This is a genomic window from Zafaria sp. Z1313, from assembly GCF_050563205.1.
In the GTDB taxonomy this organism is placed as follows: Bacteria; Actinomycetota; Actinomycetes; order Actinomycetales; family Micrococcaceae; genus JAZDCJ01.
Window position 1 is genome coordinate 76,042 of the sequence record NZ_JBNWUK010000011.1, and the last position, 18,408, is coordinate 94,449.

14 protein-coding genes and 1 pseudogene are annotated in these 18,408 nt (G+C 71.2%); all 15 read right to left on the reverse strand.

Features of this window, described 5'->3' with window-relative positions; translation table 11 throughout:
* Positions 1-79 precede the first annotated feature (79 nt).
* The 15 genes and pseudogenes from murD to mraZ (ACQ3I4_RS11530) all read right to left on the reverse strand — a co-directional run bounded on the left by murD (position 80) and on the right by mraZ (ACQ3I4_RS11530) (position 18,145).
* Positions 80-1,621 carry a UDP-N-acetylmuramoyl-L-alanine--D-glutamate ligase gene (murD, locus tag ACQ3I4_RS11460; protein WP_329860224.1) on the reverse strand — a complete coding sequence of 514 codons (1,542 nt, stop codon included), beginning with the start codon at positions 1,619-1,621 and terminating at the stop codon, positions 80-82.
* Complete coding sequence (gene mraY, locus ACQ3I4_RS11465; protein ID WP_329860225.1) at positions 1,603-2,709, reverse strand: phospho-N-acetylmuramoyl-pentapeptide-transferase; 1,107 nt, start codon at positions 2,707-2,709, stop codon at positions 1,603-1,605. Before mraY ends, murD begins: the two co-directional genes overlap by 19 nt.
* Complete coding sequence (locus ACQ3I4_RS11470) at positions 2,706-4,169, reverse strand: UDP-N-acetylmuramoyl-tripeptide--D-alanyl-D-alanine ligase (protein WP_329860226.1); 1,464 nt, start codon at positions 4,167-4,169, stop codon at positions 2,706-2,708. Before ACQ3I4_RS11470 ends, mraY begins: the two co-directional genes overlap by 4 nt.
* A 13-nt stretch (positions 4,170-4,182) precedes the next feature.
* Positions 4,183-5,838 (reverse strand): UDP-N-acetylmuramoyl-L-alanyl-D-glutamate--2,6-diaminopimelate ligase, encoded by a 1,656-nt coding sequence (locus ACQ3I4_RS11475; protein WP_430633577.1) that lies wholly within the window; start codon positions 5,836-5,838, stop codon positions 4,183-4,185.
* Positions 5,835-7,685: a peptidoglycan D,D-transpeptidase FtsI family protein gene (locus ACQ3I4_RS11480; protein WP_329860228.1), complete on the reverse strand. Its 1,851-nt coding sequence runs from the start codon at positions 7,683-7,685 to the stop codon at positions 5,835-5,837. Before ACQ3I4_RS11480 ends, ACQ3I4_RS11475 begins: the two co-directional genes overlap by 4 nt.
* Positions 7,686-7,733: 48 nt before the next feature.
* A complete protein-coding gene (locus ACQ3I4_RS11485) occupies positions 7,734-8,465 on the reverse strand; it encodes a hypothetical protein (RefSeq protein ID WP_329860229.1) in 732 nt (243 codons plus the stop codon).
* Positions 8,466-8,467: 2 nt separating this feature from the next.
* The gene (gene rsmH / locus ACQ3I4_RS11490; protein ID WP_329860230.1) at positions 8,468-9,460 is read right to left on the reverse strand and encodes a 16S rRNA (cytosine(1402)-N(4))-methyltransferase RsmH; all 993 of its coding nucleotides are present in this window, start codon (positions 9,458-9,460) and stop codon (positions 8,468-8,470) included.
* Positions 9,461-9,628: 168 nt separating this feature from the next.
* Complete coding sequence (gene mraZ, locus ACQ3I4_RS11495) at positions 9,629-10,060, reverse strand: division/cell wall cluster transcriptional repressor MraZ (RefSeq protein ID WP_329860232.1); 432 nt, start codon at positions 10,058-10,060, stop codon at positions 9,629-9,631.
* Positions 10,061-10,290: 230 nt separating this feature from the next.
* Positions 10,291-10,794: pseudogene (locus tag ACQ3I4_RS11500) on the reverse strand (phospho-N-acetylmuramoyl-pentapeptide-transferase); the annotation flags it as partial.
* On the reverse strand, positions 10,791-12,254 hold the full coding sequence (locus tag ACQ3I4_RS11505) for a UDP-N-acetylmuramoyl-tripeptide--D-alanyl-D-alanine ligase (protein WP_329860226.1): 1,464 nt from the start codon (positions 12,252-12,254) through the stop codon (positions 10,791-10,793). The gene ACQ3I4_RS11505 and the pseudogene ACQ3I4_RS11500, both read right to left, overlap by 4 nt.
* A 13-nt stretch (positions 12,255-12,267) precedes the next feature.
* Positions 12,268-13,923 (reverse strand): UDP-N-acetylmuramoyl-L-alanyl-D-glutamate--2,6-diaminopimelate ligase, encoded by a 1,656-nt coding sequence (locus ACQ3I4_RS11510; RefSeq protein WP_430633577.1) that lies wholly within the window; start codon positions 13,921-13,923, stop codon positions 12,268-12,270.
* On the reverse strand, positions 13,920-15,770 hold the full coding sequence (locus ACQ3I4_RS11515) for a peptidoglycan D,D-transpeptidase FtsI family protein (RefSeq protein WP_329860228.1): 1,851 nt from the start codon (positions 15,768-15,770) through the stop codon (positions 13,920-13,922). The genes ACQ3I4_RS11510 and ACQ3I4_RS11515 overlap by 4 nt, the downstream gene beginning before the upstream one ends.
* 48 nt (positions 15,771-15,818) lie before the next feature.
* Positions 15,819-16,550 (reverse strand): hypothetical protein, encoded by a 732-nt coding sequence (locus ACQ3I4_RS11520; RefSeq protein ID WP_329860229.1) that lies wholly within the window; start codon positions 16,548-16,550, stop codon positions 15,819-15,821.
* 2 nt (positions 16,551-16,552) lie between these two features.
* Complete coding sequence (rsmH, locus tag ACQ3I4_RS11525; protein ID WP_329860230.1) at positions 16,553-17,545, reverse strand: 16S rRNA (cytosine(1402)-N(4))-methyltransferase RsmH; 993 nt, start codon at positions 17,543-17,545, stop codon at positions 16,553-16,555.
* Between the two features lie 168 nt (positions 17,546-17,713).
* Positions 17,714-18,145 (reverse strand): division/cell wall cluster transcriptional repressor MraZ, encoded by a 432-nt coding sequence (mraZ, locus tag ACQ3I4_RS11530; RefSeq protein ID WP_329860232.1) that lies wholly within the window; start codon positions 18,143-18,145, stop codon positions 17,714-17,716.
* Positions 18,146-18,408 lie beyond the last annotated feature (263 nt).

Consider the following 18,408-nt stretch of genomic DNA (forward strand, 5'->3'; position numbering starts at 1 on the left):
GGTCCGCACGCGCGGCTTGCGCCCTGCGCTGCCGCGCCGCTGGGAGGAGGGGGCTGTCACGGGTGCTCCTTCGGGGGGTCTAGCTGGGGGTCTGCTCCATCACGTTCCGGACCGCGTCGATGAACGCGTTGCCGCGGTGGGCGTAGGAGGCGAACTGGTCCATCGACGCCGCGGCGGGCGCCATGAGGACCGTGTCGCCGGGCCGGGCCACGTCCGCGGCGGCGGCGACGGCCTCCGCCATCACCGTCCAACCGCGGGCCTCGCCCGCCTCGGTGGCTGTTTCGCTTCCAGTCTCGCGCACGCCCGGCCCGATCACGGGCACGTCGGGCGCGTGTCGCCGCAATGCCGCCCGCAGTCCCGCGGTGTCGGTGCCGATCAGCACGACGGCCCGCAGACGGGAGGCATGCGCCTCGACCAGCTCCTCGTACTCCACGCCCTTCGAGAGGCCGCCGGCGATCCACACGACGTGCTCGAACGCGCCGAGCGAGGCGGCCGCGGCGTGGGGGTTGGTGGCCTTGGAGTCGTTGACCCAGAGGATGTCGTCCCGGCGGGCGACGGCCTGGATGCGGTGCGCCCCCGGGTCGAAGCCGCGCAGCCCGTCGCGGACCGCGACGGGCTCGACGCCGTAGGCGCGGACGAGGGCCGCGGCCGCGAGCGCGTTGGCGGCCGTGTGCCGGGGCACGACCTCGCCGAGGTCGGTCAGCGCGGCGAGCTCGGCCGCGCTCGTCGTCCGGTCCTCGACGTAGGCGCGGTCCACGAGGAGGCCGTCGACGACGCCGAGCATGCTCAGCCCGGGGACGTTCGTCGTGAACCCGATCGCCCGGCAGCCTTCGACGACGTCGGCCTCCTCGACCATCCGCTCCGTCTCCCGCTGCTCCGCGTTGTAGACCGCGGCGACTCGGGTGCGCTCGTAGATGCGGGCCTTCGCCGCGAGGTAATCGGCGTACGAGCCGTGCCAGTCCACGTGGTCCTCGGCGACGTTGAGCACGACGGAGGCGAGCGGGGAGATGCTGTGGGTGTGGTGCAGCTGGAAGCTGGACAGCTCGACGGCCAGGACGTCGAAGCCCTCGGGATCGCGGATCGCGTCGAGGATCGGCGTGCCTACGTTGCCCACGGCCACGGCCCGGAGCCCGGCTGCGGCGAGGATCGAGGCCGTCATGCCGACCGTCGTCGTCTTGCCGTTGGTCCCCGTGACGACGAGCCACTCGGCCGTCCTGCGCCCGGCCCGCTCGCGGACGCGCCACGCGAGCTCGACGTCCCCCCACACCGGGATCCCGCGCTCGGCGGCGTCCGCGAGCACGGGGTGGCGCGGGTTCCATCCCGGCGAGGCGACGACGAGCTCGGCGGCCTGCCCGTCCACCTCGGGGAGCCGGTCCTGGTGCTCGGTCCCGAGCAGGACGGCGGCGGCCCCGACGATCTCCAGGGTGTCGGCCCGGGAGCGGTTCTCTGCCGTGTCCGAGCCGTCGACGACGACGACGCGCGCGCCGAGCTCGATGAGGGTGTCCGCGGCGGAGAAGCCGGACAGCCCGAGTCCCGCGACAACGACGCGCAGGCCCGCCCAGTCGGCATCCCACGAGGTCAACTGATCCAGGGATACGTGCGTCACAGGCCCACGACCCATTCGGCGTAGAAGATGCCGAGGCCCGCGGCGACGAAGAGTCCGGCGAGGATCCAGAAGCGGACGACGACGGTGACCTCGGCCCAGCCCTTGAGCTCGAAGTGGTGCTGCAGCGGCGCCATGAGGAAGACGCGCTTGCCGCCGCTGAGCTTGAAGTATCCGACCTGGATGATGACGGAGAGGGTGATGAGGACGAAGAGGCCGGCCAGGACCACGAGCAGCAGCTCGGTGCGGGAGAGGATCGCGAACGCCGCGATCGCTCCGCCGATGGCGAGGGAGCCGGTGTCGCCCATGAAGATCTGGGCCGGTGAGGTGTTCCACCAGAGGAAGCCCACGAGCGCGCCGCTGAGGATGGCTCCGAGGAGCGCGAGGTCCATGGGGTCCCGGACCTCGTAGCAGACGGAGCCGATCGAGCGGGAGGAGCCGCAGGCCTGGTTGTACTGCCAGATGCCCATGAGGGTGTAGGCGCCGAAGACCATGATCGCCGCCCCGGTCGCGAGCCCGTCGAGGCCGTCCGTCACGTTGACGCCGTTCGTGGCGGCCGTGACGATCAGGTTGGACCAGACGATGAAGAGCAGCACGCCGGCGACGGGTCCGGCGAAGGCCAGGTCCAGCGGGGTGTCGCGGATGAAGGAGATCTGGGTCGACGCCGGCGTGAGCCCCTTCGCGTTGGGGAAGCCGAGCGCGAGGAGCGCGAATCCGACGCCGACGGCGGCCTGCAGGACGATCTTCTGCCACGCACGCAGGCCGAGGCTGCGCTGCTTGGAGATCTTGATGAAGTCGTCGAGGAAGCCCACGAGCCCCATGCCCACCATGAGGAAGAGCAGGATCAGACCGCTCGCCGTCGGCCCCGTGGCGTGTTCGCTGAACAGCTGGAGGATCCCGTGGGTGCCGAAGTAGGCGATCACGACGCCGGCGACGATCATCGCCCCGCCCATGGTCGGCGTGCCGCGCTTGGTGTGGTGCGAGGTGGGCCCGTCGTCGCGGACGAACTGCCCGTACCGGCGGCGGACGAGGAGCTTGATGAAGAGCGGGGTCCCGAAGAAGGTGATGACCAGGGCCGTGGTGGCCCCCATGAGCAGCGCGATCATCGGGCGGCCTCCTCCCCGGCGGCGGACGCGCCGGAATGCGCCCATGCTATCCGATCACCGAGGAATCGAAGCCCGGCTCCATTGGACGATTTGAACAAGACGATGTCTCCCGGTTTCAGTTGCCCGTTCAGCAGTTCCTCGGCCGCCTCGACGTCCTCGACGAAGAAGGCCTCGTCCCCCCAGCTGCCCTCCAGGACGGCCGAGTTGTGGGCGGCCTTGGCGCCGACGCCGACGACGACGAGCTTCTTGATGTTCAGCCGGACGGCGAGCCGTCCGAGCAGGTCGTGCTCGTGCACGGAGTCGGCGCCCAGTTCGAGCATCTCCCCCAGCACGGCCCAGGTCCGCCGCGCGGTTCCCGAGGCGTCGGGCAGGCCGAGTTCGGCGAGCGTGCGCAACGCCGCGCGCATCGATTCGGGGTTGGCGTTGTAGGCGTCGTTGATCACCGTGACGCCGTCGGGACGTTCGGTCCGCTCCATGCGCCAGCGGCTCGCGGGACCCAGGCCGTCGAGGACCGAGGCGGTCGTGGCGGGGTCGACGCCGAGCGCCGTGGCCGCCGCCGCGGCGGCGAGGACGTTGTGCACGTGGTGGCGTCCGATCAGGCCGCTGCGCACCGGATACGCGCCGCCGTCGGGGAAGGCGAGCGTGAAGGAGGGGTGCCCATCGGGGCCGACCTCGACGCCGCGGGCAGAGACGGCCCCCTCCGGTGCGTCGATGCCGAAGCCGAGGACGCGGGCACCGGTCCTGCCGGCCATCGCCGCGGTCCGCGGATCGTCGAGGTTCAGGATCGCCGTGCCGTCGGCCGGAAGGGCCTCGACGAGCTCGCCCTTGGTGCGGGCGATGTTCTCCACGCCGCCGAACTCGCCGGCGTGCGCGGTCCCGACGCAGAGCACGACGCCGGCCTCGGGCTCCGTCATGCGGGCCAGGTAGTCGATGTGCCCGAGCCCGGTGGCCCCCATTTCGACGACGAGGTAGCGCGTGGCGTGGTCGGCGCGGAAGACGGTCAGCGGCACGCCGACCTCGCCGTTGTACGAACCAACCGGGGCGACCGTCGGCCCCTGCGTGGAGAGCACGGCGGCGAGCAGGTCCTTGGTCGTGGTCTTGCCGGCGGAACCGGTGATGCCGACGACGCGCAGCCCTCCCGGGCGCAGGACGGAGACGACGTGGGCGGCGAGGGCGCCCATCGCCAGGACGGCGTCGTCGACGATCACGGCCGGGTGGACCGCGCCGTCCTCGGCGTACGTCTCGCGCTCGGCGAGCGTCAGCACGGCGCCGCGCTCGATCGCGGCCGGGACGAAGTGGTGGCCGTCGGAGGTCTCCCCCGGCTTGGCGACGAAGAGCCAGCCCGTGCTGCACTCCCTCGAGTCCGTGGCGACGCCGAGGACGGCGGTGTCGGGGCGGGCCGTGGACGTGGCCCGCCCGCCCGTGATGGCGGTGATGTCGGCTGTGCTGAGTTCAATCATGGCTCTGAGGACTCTACTCTGCCGCCGGGCCGCGGGTTGAATCACCGTCGCCGCCGGCGGGGCCGTCGGCGGCTCCGCGGCCGGCCTCGGCCAGGGCGGCCCGGAGCTCTTCGCGGTCGTCAAGCGCCAGATTCACGCCCTTGACCTCCTGCCAGGCCTCGTGGCCGCGGCCGGCGACGAGGATCGTGTCCTGCGGGCGCGCCAGGCGCACCGCTTCCCGGATCGCGTCGGCGCGCGGGTGGGACTCGAAGGCCGTGGAGGCCAGCCCTTCCGCGGCGATGGCCGAGAGGGCGCCGTCGAGGACGGCGCGGCGGATCCCGGCCGGTTCCTCGTCGTGGGGATCGTCGTCCGTGACGATGACCACGTCGGCGTGGCGGGCGGCGACGGCGCCCATGACGGGCCGCTTGCCGACGTCGCGCTGGCCCGTTGCGCCGAAGACGACGACGACGCGGGCATCCGGTCCGGGACCGCGGACGGCGGTGATCGCCCGTTCCAGGGCATCGGCGTTGTGCGCGAAGTCGACGATGGCGTTCGGACGGGTCCCGACGAGCTGCATCCGGCCGGGGACCTCGACGGTCAGCGGATCGCCGTCATCGAGGATGCCCTGCAGCCGGGGCGCGTCGATCCCGGAGGCATGGACCATGAGGACGGCCAGGGCCGCGTTGGCGACGTTGAAGAGTCCCGGCAGCCCCGTGCGGGCGCGCAGGACCGCGCCGCCCGGTCCGTGCAGCTCGAAGGCGTGCCCGAGTCCGTAGGGGCGCACCCCTCGGACGGTCCAGTCGGCGGCGTCGGGCGCGTCGGCGGCCGTGGCGAGCGTCCACGTGTGCCCGGCGCCCGCGGCCCGGCGCTCTTCGGCCAGGCGCCGGCCCCAGTCATCGTCGACGACGACCACGGCGTGCCGGGAGCGTCCGGGCTCGAAGAGCCGGGCCTTGGTGAGGAAGTAGTCCTCCATGGCCCCGTGCAGGTCCAGGTGGTCCTGGGTGAGGTTGGTGAAGCCGGCGACCTCGAAGCCGAGCCCGGCCGTGCGCCGGTAGTCGATCGCGTGGGAGGAGACCTCCATCGCGGCGCGCTCGATTCCTGCCTCGCGCATGCGCGCCATGAGCGCGTGCAGCTGGGGGGCCTCCGGCGTGGTCAGCACGCTGGGGACGCGTGTCGGGCCGACGGCGATCTCGATCGTCCCGATGAGCCCCGTCTCGGAGCCGAGCCGGTTCAGGAGCGAGCGGATGAAGTAGCTCGTCGTCGTCTTGCCGTTCGTCCCCGTGACCCCGTAGAGGGCAGGACCCCCCTCCCCGGTGCCGAAGACGGCGGAGGCCAGCGTTCCGACGGCGTCGCGCACCGACGGGGCGAGCAGGACCGCGAGTCCCGCGTCCCGCGCCCGGGAGGCCCCGTCGTCGTCCGTCAGGGCCGCGACCGCGCCGGCCTCGGCGGCCTGTGCGCAGAAGTCGGCCCCGTGCCGGTTGGCGCCGGGAACCGCCACGTAGACGTCTCCCGGAAGGACGGCCCGGGAATCGAGGCAGACGCCCGTCACCGGGGTGCCGGGATCGCCGTCGAGCCCCAGCTCCAGGCCCCGGGCGGCGCACCGCTCGAGGACCTCGGCCAGGGTGGACGGGCGCGGCTCGCGGGGGCGGAAGGCCCGCTCGGCCTCCCGCGGGTCCAGGATCCCGCTCATTCCCAGGAGTACTTCTGCTGGTCGCCGACGAAGACCTTGTAGCCTTCGGGTTCCGTCGTGGACGGCGGGACGTTGTACGTGTTCAGGACCTGGCTCATGATCGACTTGAAGGTGTCCTGCACGCCCCAGCTGCGCCAATTGCCCTGCGGACGGTGCATCGTGACCACGACGAGGTACTGCGGATCGTCGATCGGCACCATCCCGGCGAACGAGCTGGTGTGGCCGTCGTAGCCGCCGGTCGGGCTCGCCGCCTGGCCGGTGCCCGTCTTGCCTCCCACGCGGTAGCCCTCGATGGCGGCTCCCTGGGCGGTGCCCTCGAGCACGACGGTCTCCATCATGCGGCGCATCTGCTCGCTGGTCTCCTCCGAGACGACGCGGCGCGGCTCGGCCTCCTCGACCGGGTGCTCGGTGCCGTCGGGGTCGATGTAGGCGTCGATGAGCCGCGGCTCGACCTGGAGCCCGTGGTTGCCGATCGTGGAAAAGATCTTGGCCGTGTGCAGGGCCGTCTGCGTGTAGGCCTGGCCGAACATCGTCGTGAACTGCTGCCGGCGGTCCCACGCGGCGGGGGGAACGAAGATGCCCTTGTTGCTCGGCAGGCCGATGTCCAGCTTGCTGCCGATGCCGAACTTCTTGAACCACTCGTAGCGCTGCTCGTTGGTGAGCCGTTCCCCGACCATGACGGTGCCCGTGTTGTAGGAGCGGGCGAAGATGCCCGCCGCCGTCATCGGGTAGGTGGCGTGCTTGAGCGAGTCGTTGATGGTCTCCTTCTGCACCGTGTAGGAGTTCGGGACCGAGAACTCCTCCTCGGGGGTCACGACGCCCTCCTCGAGGGCCGCGGCGAAGGTCGCCAGCTTGCCCGTCGAGCCGGGCTCGAACGCCTGGGTCACCGTGGTCGAGGTGCGGAACTGCGCGTCCGTGGCCCCGGGATCGGACGGGTCGACCGACGTGGAGTCGGCCAGGGCCAGGATGCGGCCGGTCTTCATGTCCAGCGCGACGGCGTTGACCCACTGGGCGTTGAACTGGTTCCGCTTGGCCATGACGGCCTCCTGCGCCGCCCACTGGATGTCGTTGTTGATGGTCAGCCGCACGTCCTGGCCGTCGACGGCCGGGATCTCCTCGAGCGTGGCCATCGGGATCCTGACTCCGTCGGCGCCGACCTCGAAGGTCCGGGAGCCGGCGGTGCCGGCGAGGTGGGACTCCTGGCTGAGCTCGAGGCCCTCGGCCCCGGACTCGATGCCGGTCTCCGCCTTGTTCTCCGCGCTGAGGAAGCCGATGATCGGCCCGGCGACGGAGCCGTTGGGGTAGTTCCGCTCGCTGTGCTGCTCGCTCACGAGGCCCGGCAGGCCGATCTTCATCGCGGCGTTGCGGACTTCGGGCGTGACGCCCTTGGCGACGTAGGAATAGCGCTTGGGCTTGGCCGGGTCGGCGGGGACGATGGCCGCCGTGAGCGAGTCGGCATCGCGTCCCAGCACGGCGGCCAGCTCGGCGATCCCGTCCTCGAGCGCGACCTCCTCCCGGGTGCCGTCCTCGGCGTTCTTGCGTGCGAAGACGTCCTTGACGAACTTCTGGTCGGCGACCAGGTCGTAGCGGACGACGCTCGTGGCCAGGACGCGCCCCTGGGAGTCGAGGATGTCGCCCCGTACGGGAGCGATCGGCTGGGTCTTGAGGCGGTTGTCGAGCGCTGCCTGCGCATAGGCCTGCGGGTCGAGGCCCTGGACGAAGAACAGCCGTCCGCCGACGAGGACCATGAGCGCCAGGACGATCGCGAGGCCGGCGCGCAGGCGCCGCGTTCCCGTCGAGGGGTCCTGGGCGGTCTTCACACTGCCCCGGGGGGTGGTCCTGGCCATGTTCTGTGTCCTCGCGTCGAATCCGGCTGTCGTGGTGCGGGGACCGGCCTATTCGCCCGAGTCGGCCCCTTGCTGGGCGGGTGCGGGGATCGAGCCCCCGTTCAGTTCCGCCTCGGTGAAGGCGGGACGGTCGGAGGCCTCCTCCCGGGCCGCCGCTTCCGCGCCGGCTCCCGCCGGTGCCTCGGCACCCGAGGGGTCCGTCGCGTCGGCGGATCCCGCGTGCTCCGGTGCGGCCGCGGCCGGGACGCTGGCCGGAGCCTTGGCCTTCGGAAGGCCGGTCTGCGGCGCCTCGGGCCGCGCCACGTTCGACGTTACCGTGGTGTCCTCGGTGGCCGGCGTAGCGACACCTGAGACCTTCCCGGTCCCGAGGTCGATCGAGGCGACCGCTCCGGGGACGACCATGCCGAGCTTGGAGGCCCGGGCCGCGAGGTTCTGCGGGGCCTCGAGGTTCTGCACCTGCTGGGCCAGAGCCTCGTTCTCCTGGGCGAGCGTCTGTTCGGTCCCCCGCAGTGCCACGAGCTCGTATTGCCCGCTCGCGACCTGGACGTTGAGGACCAGGACCGAGGCGAGCGCCGCGAGCAGCACGCTGAAGCACAGCGCGATGAAGGGCATCCGCCGGTTCCGGACGGCGGCGGGAACGATGGAGAGCGGCGTCCGGGCCGGGGCCTCGGGCGCCGCGACGGGCGGAGCGGTCGGGACGGCGGCCAAGGCGGCGCTTCCGTCGACCATGGCCGGATGCTGGGGACGCTCGTGGACGCGTTCGGCGGTCTGGACGGCCATGGTCATCTCCTCCTCAGGATTCGTTCGACGGCCCGGAGCCTCGCTGAGGCGGCCCGGGGGTTCTGGCCGATCTCCTCGGCCGTGGGTTGCTCTGTGCCCTTCGTGAGGGTCTTGAAACGCGCCTTGTGCTCTTCCAGCTCCACGGGGAAGCCGGCAGGTGCCGAGGAGCGGGACCCGGCGGCGAAGTGGCGCTTGGTCGTCTTGTCCTCGAGGGAGTGGTAGCTCATCACGACGACGCGTCCCCCGACGTGGACGGCGTCCATGGCTGCCGGGATGGCGCGGTCGAGGACGTCGAGCTCCTCGTTGACCTCGATCCGCAGGGCCTGGAACGTGCGCTTGGCGGGATGGCCTGCCGTGCGCGCGGCGGCCGCGGGGACGACGGACCGGATGGCCTCGACGAGCCGGCCGGTCGTCGTGATCGGCGCCTCGGCCCGCTCGCGCACGATCGAGGCGGCGATGCGCCCGGCGAACTTCTCCTCGCCCCAGGCCCGGATGATCCGCACGAGATCGGCCTCGCTGTAGTCGTTGACGACGTCCGCGGCGGTCTGCCCGGTGGAGGTGTCCATCCGCATGTCGAGGGGGGCGTCGTAGGAGTAGGCGAATCCGCGGTCGCGTTCGTCGAGCTGCAGCGAGGAGACGCCGAGGTCGAAGAGGATCCCGTCGACGGAACCGAAGCCGAGGTCCTCGACGACGTCCAGGACCTCGTCGTAGACGGCGTGGACCAGGTCGGTCCGCGCTTCGAACGGCGCGAGGCGCGCCCCGGCGAGGGCCAGCGCCTGCTCGTCGCGGTCGAGGCCGACCAGATGGAGTCCGGGATAGCGCTGCAGCATCGCCTCGGAGTGCCCGCCCATGCCCAGCGTGCAATCCACGACGACGGCCCGCCCGCGCTCCGCGATCCCTGCCTGGATCGATGGCGCGAGGAGCCCTACACAGCGCTCGAGCAGCACGGGTACGTGCCGCTCGGACGTGGGGCGTGGTGCGTCGTCGTCGGCCATGCCCCATCCCCTTTCACACGTGTCACTGCCTGCCTGCCCTGCCTGGACTTGGACCAGATCCCCCTCCGCTCCGCTGCGTTCCGCCTGGCTCCGGGGAAGGTGAGCCAGGAGGGCGCCTCGGGCGGCTGGAGATCTCGTCCAAGTCCTTCCAGGACCCCTGCCTGGGTCCTAGAAGATCCCCGGGAGGATCTCTTCGTCGGTCTCGGAGAACGAGTTCTCCTGCTGTTCCAGGTACGCGTTCCAGGATTCGGTGTCCCAGATCTCGGCCCGCGTACCGGCCCCGATGACCGTGACGTCACGGTCGAGTCCGGCGTAAGAACGAAGCGACGGCGGAATGGTGACCCGCCCCTGCTTGTCCGGCATCTCGTCGGAAGCGCCGGAGAGGAACACGCGGATGTAGTCCCGCGCCTGCTTGGAGGACAAGGGCGCCTGCCGCATCTGCTCATGCACCCGTTCGAACTCCCGCTGGCTGAAGACGTAGATGCACCGTTCCTGGCCCCGCGTCAGCACCAGGCCGTTGCCCAGTTCGTCGCGGTACTTCGCCGGAAGGATGAGCCGGCCCTTTTCATCAAGACGCGGCGTGTATGTCCCTAGGAACATGCCCACCGCCTTCTGATTCAGGGGTCCAACTCGTGCCCTACACCTCCACTGCCCTCTTCTGTCCCCCACTTTACTCCACAACGCACCACTGTCAACGCCATCCGGGGCGTTTATCCACCGAATCGCAGTCCGGATCGGGACTGTGGAAATAACGGTGTATCCGGCTCGACACGCCGGGCGGTAAGCCTGGCGGGGAGGAGCCCGATATGGCCGCAACACTTGAGGCTGGCGACGGGTCCGGCGAAGGCCAGGTCCAGCGGGGTGTCGCGGATGAAGGAGATCTGGGTCGACGCCGGCGTGAGCCCCTTCGCGTTGGGGAAGCCGAGCGCGAGGAGCGCGAATCCGACGCCGACGGCGGCCTGCAGGACGATCTTCTGCCACGCACGCAGGCCGAGGCTGCGCTGCTTGGAGATCTTGATGAAGTCGTCGAGGAAGCCCACGAGCCCCATGCCCACCATGAGGAAGAGCAGGATCAGACCGCTCGCCGTCGGCCCCGTGGCGTGTTCGCTGAACAGCTGGAGGATCCCGTGGGTGCCGAAGTAGGCGATCACGACGCCGGCGACGATCATCGCCCCGCCCATGGTCGGCGTGCCGCGCTTGGTGTGGTGCGAGGTGGGCCCGTCGTCGCGGACGAACTGCCCGTACCGGCGGCGGACGAGGAGCTTGATGAAGAGCGGGGTCCCGAAGAAGGTGATGACCAGGGCCGTGGTGGCCCCCATGAGCAGCGCGATCATCGGGCGGCCTCCTCCCCGGCGGCGGACGCGCCGGAATGCGCCCATGCTATCCGATCACCGAGGAATCGAAGCCCGGCTCCATTGGACGATTTGAACAAGACGATGTCTCCCGGTTTCAGTTGCCCGTTCAGCAGTTCCTCGGCCGCCTCGACGTCCTCGACGAAGAAGGCCTCGTCCCCCCAGCTGCCCTCCAGGACGGCCGAGTTGTGGGCGGCCTTGGCGCCGACGCCGACGACGACGAGCTTCTTGATGTTCAGCCGGACGGCGAGCCGTCCGAGCAGGTCGTGCTCGTGCACGGAGTCGGCGCCCAGTTCGAGCATCTCCCCCAGCACGGCCCAGGTCCGCCGCGCGGTTCCCGAGGCGTCGGGCAGGCCGAGTTCGGCGAGCGTGCGCAACGCCGCGCGCATCGATTCGGGGTTGGCGTTGTAGGCGTCGTTGATCACCGTGACGCCGTCGGGACGTTCGGTCCGCTCCATGCGCCAGCGGCTCGCGGGACCCAGGCCGTCGAGGACCGAGGCGGTCGTGGCGGGGTCGACGCCGAGCGCCGTGGCCGCCGCCGCGGCGGCGAGGACGTTGTGCACGTGGTGGCGTCCGATCAGGCCGCTGCGCACCGGATACGCGCCGCCGTCGGGGAAGGCGAGCGTGAAGGAGGGGTGCCCATCGGGGCCGACCTCGACGCCGCGGGCAGAGACGGCCCCCTCCGGTGCGTCGATGCCGAAGCCGAGGACGCGGGCACCGGTCCTGCCGGCCATCGCCGCGGTCCGCGGATCGTCGAGGTTCAGGATCGCCGTGCCGTCGGCCGGAAGGGCCTCGACGAGCTCGCCCTTGGTGCGGGCGATGTTCTCCACGCCGCCGAACTCGCCGGCGTGCGCGGTCCCGACGCAGAGCACGACGCCGGCCTCGGGCTCCGTCATGCGGGCCAGGTAGTCGATGTGCCCGAGCCCGGTGGCCCCCATTTCGACGACGAGGTAGCGCGTGGCGTGGTCGGCGCGGAAGACGGTCAGCGGCACGCCGACCTCGCCGTTGTACGAACCAACCGGGGCGACCGTCGGCCCCTGCGTGGAGAGCACGGCGGCGAGCAGGTCCTTGGTCGTGGTCTTGCCGGCGGAACCGGTGATGCCGACGACGCGCAGCCCTCCCGGGCGCAGGACGGAGACGACGTGGGCGGCGAGGGCGCCCATCGCCAGGACGGCGTCGTCGACGATCACGGCCGGGTGGACCGCGCCGTCCTCGGCGTACGTCTCGCGCTCGGCGAGCGTCAGCACGGCGCCGCGCTCGATCGCGGCCGGGACGAAGTGGTGGCCGTCGGAGGTCTCCCCCGGCTTGGCGACGAAGAGCCAGCCCGTGCTGCACTCCCTCGAGTCCGTGGCGACGCCGAGGACGGCGGTGTCGGGGCGGGCCGTGGACGTGGCCCGCCCGCCCGTGATGGCGGTGATGTCGGCTGTGCTGAGTTCAATCATGGCTCTGAGGACTCTACTCTGCCGCCGGGCCGCGGGTTGAATCACCGTCGCCGCCGGCGGGGCCGTCGGCGGCTCCGCGGCCGGCCTCGGCCAGGGCGGCCCGGAGCTCTTCGCGGTCGTCAAGCGCCAGATTCACGCCCTTGACCTCCTGCCAGGCCTCGTGGCCGCGGCCGGCGACGAGGATCGTGTCCTGCGGGCGCGCCAGGCGCACCGCTTCCCGGATCGCGTCGGCGCGCGGGTGGGACTCGAAGGCCGTGGAGGCCAGCCCTTCCGCGGCGATGGCCGAGAGGGCGCCGTCGAGGACGGCGCGGCGGATCCCGGCCGGTTCCTCGTCGTGGGGATCGTCGTCCGTGACGATGACCACGTCGGCGTGGCGGGCGGCGACGGCGCCCATGACGGGCCGCTTGCCGACGTCGCGCTGGCCCGTTGCGCCGAAGACGACGACGACGCGGGCATCCGGTCCGGGACCGCGGACGGCGGTGATCGCCCGTTCCAGGGCATCGGCGTTGTGCGCGAAGTCGACGATGGCGTTCGGACGGGTCCCGACGAGCTGCATCCGGCCGGGGACCTCGACGGTCAGCGGATCGCCGTCATCGAGGATGCCCTGCAGCCGGGGCGCGTCGATCCCGGAGGCATGGACCATGAGGACGGCCAGGGCCGCGTTGGCGACGTTGAAGAGTCCCGGCAGCCCCGTGCGGGCGCGCAGGACCGCGCCGCCCGGTCCGTGCAGCTCGAAGGCGTGCCCGAGTCCGTAGGGGCGCACCCCTCGGACGGTCCAGTCGGCGGCGTCGGGCGCGTCGGCGGCCGTGGCGAGCGTCCACGTGTGCCCGGCGCCCGCGGCCCGGCGCTCTTCGGCCAGGCGCCGGCCCCAGTCATCGTCGACGACGACCACGGCGTGCCGGGAGCGTCCGGGCTCGAAGAGCCGGGCCTTGGTGAGGAAGTAGTCCTCCATGGCCCCGTGCAGGTCCAGGTGGTCCTGGGTGAGGTTGGTGAAGCCGGCGACCTCGAAGCCGAGCCCGGCCGTGCGCCGGTAGTCGATCGCGTGGGAGGAGACCTCCATCGCGGCGCGCTCGATTCCTGCCTCGCGCATGCGCGCCATGAGCGCGTGCAGCTGGGGGGCCTCCGGCGTGGTCAGCACGCTGGGGACGCGTGTCGGGCCGACGGCGATCTCGATCGTCCCGATGAGCCCCGTCTCGGAGCCGAGCCGGTTCAGGAGCGAGCGGATGAAGTAGCTCGTCGTCGTCTTGCCGTTCGTCCCCGTGACCCCGTAGAGGGCAGGACCCCCCTCCCCGGTGCCGAAGACGGCGGAGGCCAGCGTTCCGACGGCGTCGCGCACCGACGGGGCGAGCAGGACCGCGAGTCCCGCGTCCCGCGCCCGGGAGGCCCCGTCGTCGTCCGTCAGGGCCGCGACCGCGCCGGCCTCGGCGGCCTGTGCGCAGAAGTCGGCCCCGTGCCGGTTGGCGCCGGGAACCGCCACGTAGACGTCTCCCGGAAGGACGGCCCGGGAATCGAGGCAGACGCCCGTCACCGGGGTGCCGGGATCGCCGTCGAGCCCCAGCTCCAGGCCCCGGGCGGCGCACCGCTCGAGGACCTCGGCCAGGGTGGACGGGCGCGGCTCGCGGGGGCGGAAGGCCCGCTCGGCCTCCCGCGGGTCCAGGATCCCGCTCATTCCCAGGAGTACTTCTGCTGGTCGCCGACGAAGACCTTGTAGCCTTCGGGTTCCGTCGTGGACGGCGGGACGTTGTACGTGTTCAGGACCTGGCTCATGATCGACTTGAAGGTGTCCTGCACGCCCCAGCTGCGCCAATTGCCCTGCGGACGGTGCATCGTGACCACGACGAGGTACTGCGGATCGTCGATCGGCACCATCCCGGCGAACGAGCTGGTGTGGCCGTCGTAGCCGCCGGTCGGGCTCGCCGCCTGGCCGGTGCCCGTCTTGCCTCCCACGCGGTAGCCCTCGATGGCGGCTCCCTGGGCGGTGCCCTCGAGCACGACGGTCTCCATCATGCGGCGCATCTGCTCGCTGGTCTCCTCCGAGACGACGCGGCGCGGCTCGGCCTCCTCGACCGGGTGCTCGGTGCCGTCGGGGTCGATGTAGGCGTCGATGAGCCGCGGCTCGACCTGGAGCCCGTGGTTGCCGATCGTGGAAAAGATCTTGGCCGTGTGCAGGGCCGTCTGCGTGTAGGCCTGGCCGAACATCGTCGTGAACTGCTGCCGGCGGTCCCACGCGGCGGGGGGAACGAAGATGCCCTTGTTGCTCGGCAGGCCGATGTCCAGCTTGCTGCCGATGCCGAACTTCTTGAACCACTCGTAGCGCTGCTCGTTGGTGAGCCGTTCCCCGACCATGACGGTGCCCGTGTTGTAGGAGCGGGCGAAGATGCCCGCCGCCGTCATCGGGTAGGTGGCGTGCTTGAGCGAGTCGTTGATGGTCTCCTTCTGCACCGTGTAGGAGTTCGGGACCGAGAACTCCTCCTCGGGGGTCACGACGCCCTCCTCGAGGGCCGCGGCGAAGGTCGCCAGCTTGCCCGTCGAGCCGGGCTCGAACGCCTGGGTCACCGTGGTCGAGGTGCGGAACTGCGCGTCCGTGGCCCCGGGATCGGACGGGTCGACCGACGTGGAGTCGGCCAGGGCCAGGATGCGGCCGGTCTTCATGTCCAGCGCGACGGCGTTGACCCACTGGGCGTTGAACTGGTTCCGCTTGGCCATGACGGCCTCCTGCGCCGCCCACTGGATGTCGTTGTTGATGGTCAGCCGCACGTCCTGGCCGTCGACGGCCGGGATCTCCTCGAGCGTGGCCATCGGGATCCTGACTCCGTCGGCGCCGACCTCGAAGGTCCGGGAGCCGGCGGTGCCGGCGAGGTGGGACTCCTGGCTGAGCTCGAGGCCCTCGGCCCCGGACTCGATGCCGGTCTCCGCCTTGTTCTCCGCGCTGAGGAAGCCGATGATCGGCCCGGCGACGGAGCCGTTGGGGTAGTTCCGCTCGCTGTGCTGCTCGCTCACGAGGCCCGGCAGGCCGATCTTCATCGCGGCGTTGCGGACTTCGGGCGTGACGCCCTTGGCGACGTAGGAATAGCGCTTGGGCTTGGCCGGGTCGGCGGGGACGATGGCCGCCGTGAGCGAGTCGGCATCGCGTCCCAGCACGGCGGCCAGCTCGGCGATCCCGTCCTCGAGCGCGACCTCCTCCCGGGTGCCGTCCTCGGCGTTCTTGCGTGCGAAGACGTCCTTGACGAACTTCTGGTCGGCGACCAGGTCGTAGCGGACGACGCTCGTGGCCAGGACGCGCCCCTGGGAGTCGAGGATGTCGCCCCGTACGGGAGCGATCGGCTGGGTCTTGAGGCGGTTGTCGAGCGCTGCCTGCGCATAGGCCTGCGGGTCGAGGCCCTGGACGAAGAACAGCCGTCCGCCGACGAGGACCATGAGCGCCAGGACGATCGCGAGGCCGGCGCGCAGGCGCCGCGTTCCCGTCGAGGGGTCCTGGGCGGTCTTCACACTGCCCCGGGGGGTGGTCCTGGCCATGTTCTGTGTCCTCGCGTCGAATCCGGCTGTCGTGGTGCGGGGACCGGCCTATTCGCCCGAGTCGGCCCCTTGCTGGGCGGGTGCGGGGATCGAGCCCCCGTTCAGTTCCGCCTCGGTGAAGGCGGGACGGTCGGAGGCCTCCTCCCGGGCCGCCGCTTCCGCGCCGGCTCCCGCCGGTGCCTCGGCACCCGAGGGGTCCGTCGCGTCGGCGGATCCCGCGTGCTCCGGTGCGGCCGCGGCCGGGACGCTGGCCGGAGCCTTGGCCTTCGGAAGGCCGGTCTGCGGCGCCTCGGGCCGCGCCACGTTCGACGTTACCGTGGTGTCCTCGGTGGCCGGCGTAGCGACACCTGAGACCTTCCCGGTCCCGAGGTCGATCGAGGCGACCGCTCCGGGGACGACCATGCCGAGCTTGGAGGCCCGGGCCGCGAGGTTCTGCGGGGCCTCGAGGTTCTGCACCTGCTGGGCCAGAGCCTCGTTCTCCTGGGCGAGCGTCTGTTCGGTCCCCCGCAGTGCCACGAGCTCGTATTGCCCGCTCGCGACCTGGACGTTGAGGACCAGGACCGAGGCGAGCGCCGCGAGCAGCACGCTGAAGCACAGCGCGATGAAGGGCATCCGCCGGTTCCGGACGGCGGCGGGAACGATGGAGAGCGGCGTCCGGGCCGGGGCCTCGGGCGCCGCGACGGGCGGAGCGGTCGGGACGGCGGCCAAGGCGGCGCTTCCGTCGACCATGGCCGGATGCTGGGGACGCTCGTGGACGCGTTCGGCGGTCTGGACGGCCATGGTCATCTCCTCCTCAGGATTCGTTCGACGGCCCGGAGCCTCGCTGAGGCGGCCCGGGGGTTCTGGCCGATCTCCTCGGCCGTGGGTTGCTCTGTGCCCTTCGTGAGGGTCTTGAAACGCGCCTTGTGCTCTTCCAGCTCCACGGGGAAGCCGGCAGGTGCCGAGGAGCGGGACCCGGCGGCGAAGTGGCGCTTGGTCGTCTTGTCCTCGAGGGAGTGGTAGCTCATCACGACGACGCGTCCCCCGACGTGGACGGCGTCCATGGCTGCCGGGATGGCGCGGTCGAGGACGTCGAGCTCCTCGTTGACCTCGATCCGCAGGGCCTGGAACGTGCGCTTGGCGGGATGGCCTGCCGTGCGCGCGGCGGCCGCGGGGACGACGGACCGGATGGCCTCGACGAGCCGGCCGGTCGTCGTGATCGGCGCCTCGGCCCGCTCGCGCACGATCGAGGCGGCGATGCGCCCGGCGAACTTCTCCTCGCCCCAGGCCCGGATGATCCGCACGAGATCGGCCTCGCTGTAGTCGTTGACGACGTCCGCGGCGGTCTGCCCGGTGGAGGTGTCCATCCGCATGTCGAGGGGGGCGTCGTAGGAGTAGGCGAATCCGCGGTCGCGTTCGTCGAGCTGCAGCGAGGAGACGCCGAGGTCGAAGAGGATCCCGTCGACGGAACCGAAGCCGAGGTCCTCGACGACGTCCAGGACCTCGTCGTAGACGGCGTGGACCAGGTCGGTCCGCGCTTCGAACGGCGCGAGGCGCGCCCCGGCGAGGGCCAGCGCCTGCTCGTCGCGGTCGAGGCCGACCAGATGGAGTCCGGGATAGCGCTGCAGCATCGCCTCGGAGTGCCCGCCCATGCCCAGCGTGCAATCCACGACGACGGCCCGCCCGCGCTCCGCGATCCCTGCCTGGATCGATGGCGCGAGGAGCCCTACACAGCGCTCGAGCAGCACGGGTACGTGCCGCTCGGACGTGGGGCGTGGTGCGTCGTCGTCGGCCATGCCCCATCCCCTTTCACACGTGTCACTGCCTGCCTGCCCTGCCTGGACTTGGACCAGATCCCCCTCCGCTCCGCTGCGTTCCGCCTGGCTCCGGGGAAGGTGAGCCAGGAGGGCGCCTCGGGCGGCTGGAGATCTCGTCCAAGTCCTTCCAGGACCCCTGCCTGGGTCCTAGAAGATCCCCGGGAGGATCTCTTCGTCGGTCTCGGAGAACGAGTTCTCCTGCTGTTCCAGGTACGCGTTCCAGGATTCGGTGTCCCAGATCTCGGCCCGCGTACCGGCCCCGATGACCGTGACGTCACGGTCGAGTCCGGCGTAAGAACGAAGCGACGGCGGAATGGTGACCCGCCCCTGCTTGTCCGGCATCTCGTCGGAAGCGCCGGAGAGGAACACGCGGATGTAGTCCCGCGCCTGCTTGGAGGACAAGGGCGCCTGCCGCATCTGCTCATGCACCCGTTCGAACTCCCGCTGGCTGAAGACGTAGATGCACCGTTCCTGGCCCCGCGTCAGCACCAGGCCGTTGCCCAGTTCGTCGCGGTACTTCGCCGGAAGGATGAGCCGGCCCTTTTCATCAAGACGCGGCGTGTATGTCCCTAGGAACATGCCCACCGCCTTCTGATTCAGGGGTCCAACTCGTGCCCTACACCTCCACTGCCCTCTTCTGTCCCCCACTTTACTCCACAACGCACCACTGTCAACGCCATCCGGGGCGTTTATCCACCGAATCGCAGTCCGGATCGGGACTGTGGAAATAACGGTGTATCCGGCTCGACACGCCGGGCGGTAAGCCTGGCGGGGAGGAGCCCGATATGGCCGCAACACTTGAGGCTGTGCCGAGTACGAAAACCGCTGAAAAGAAGACAGAA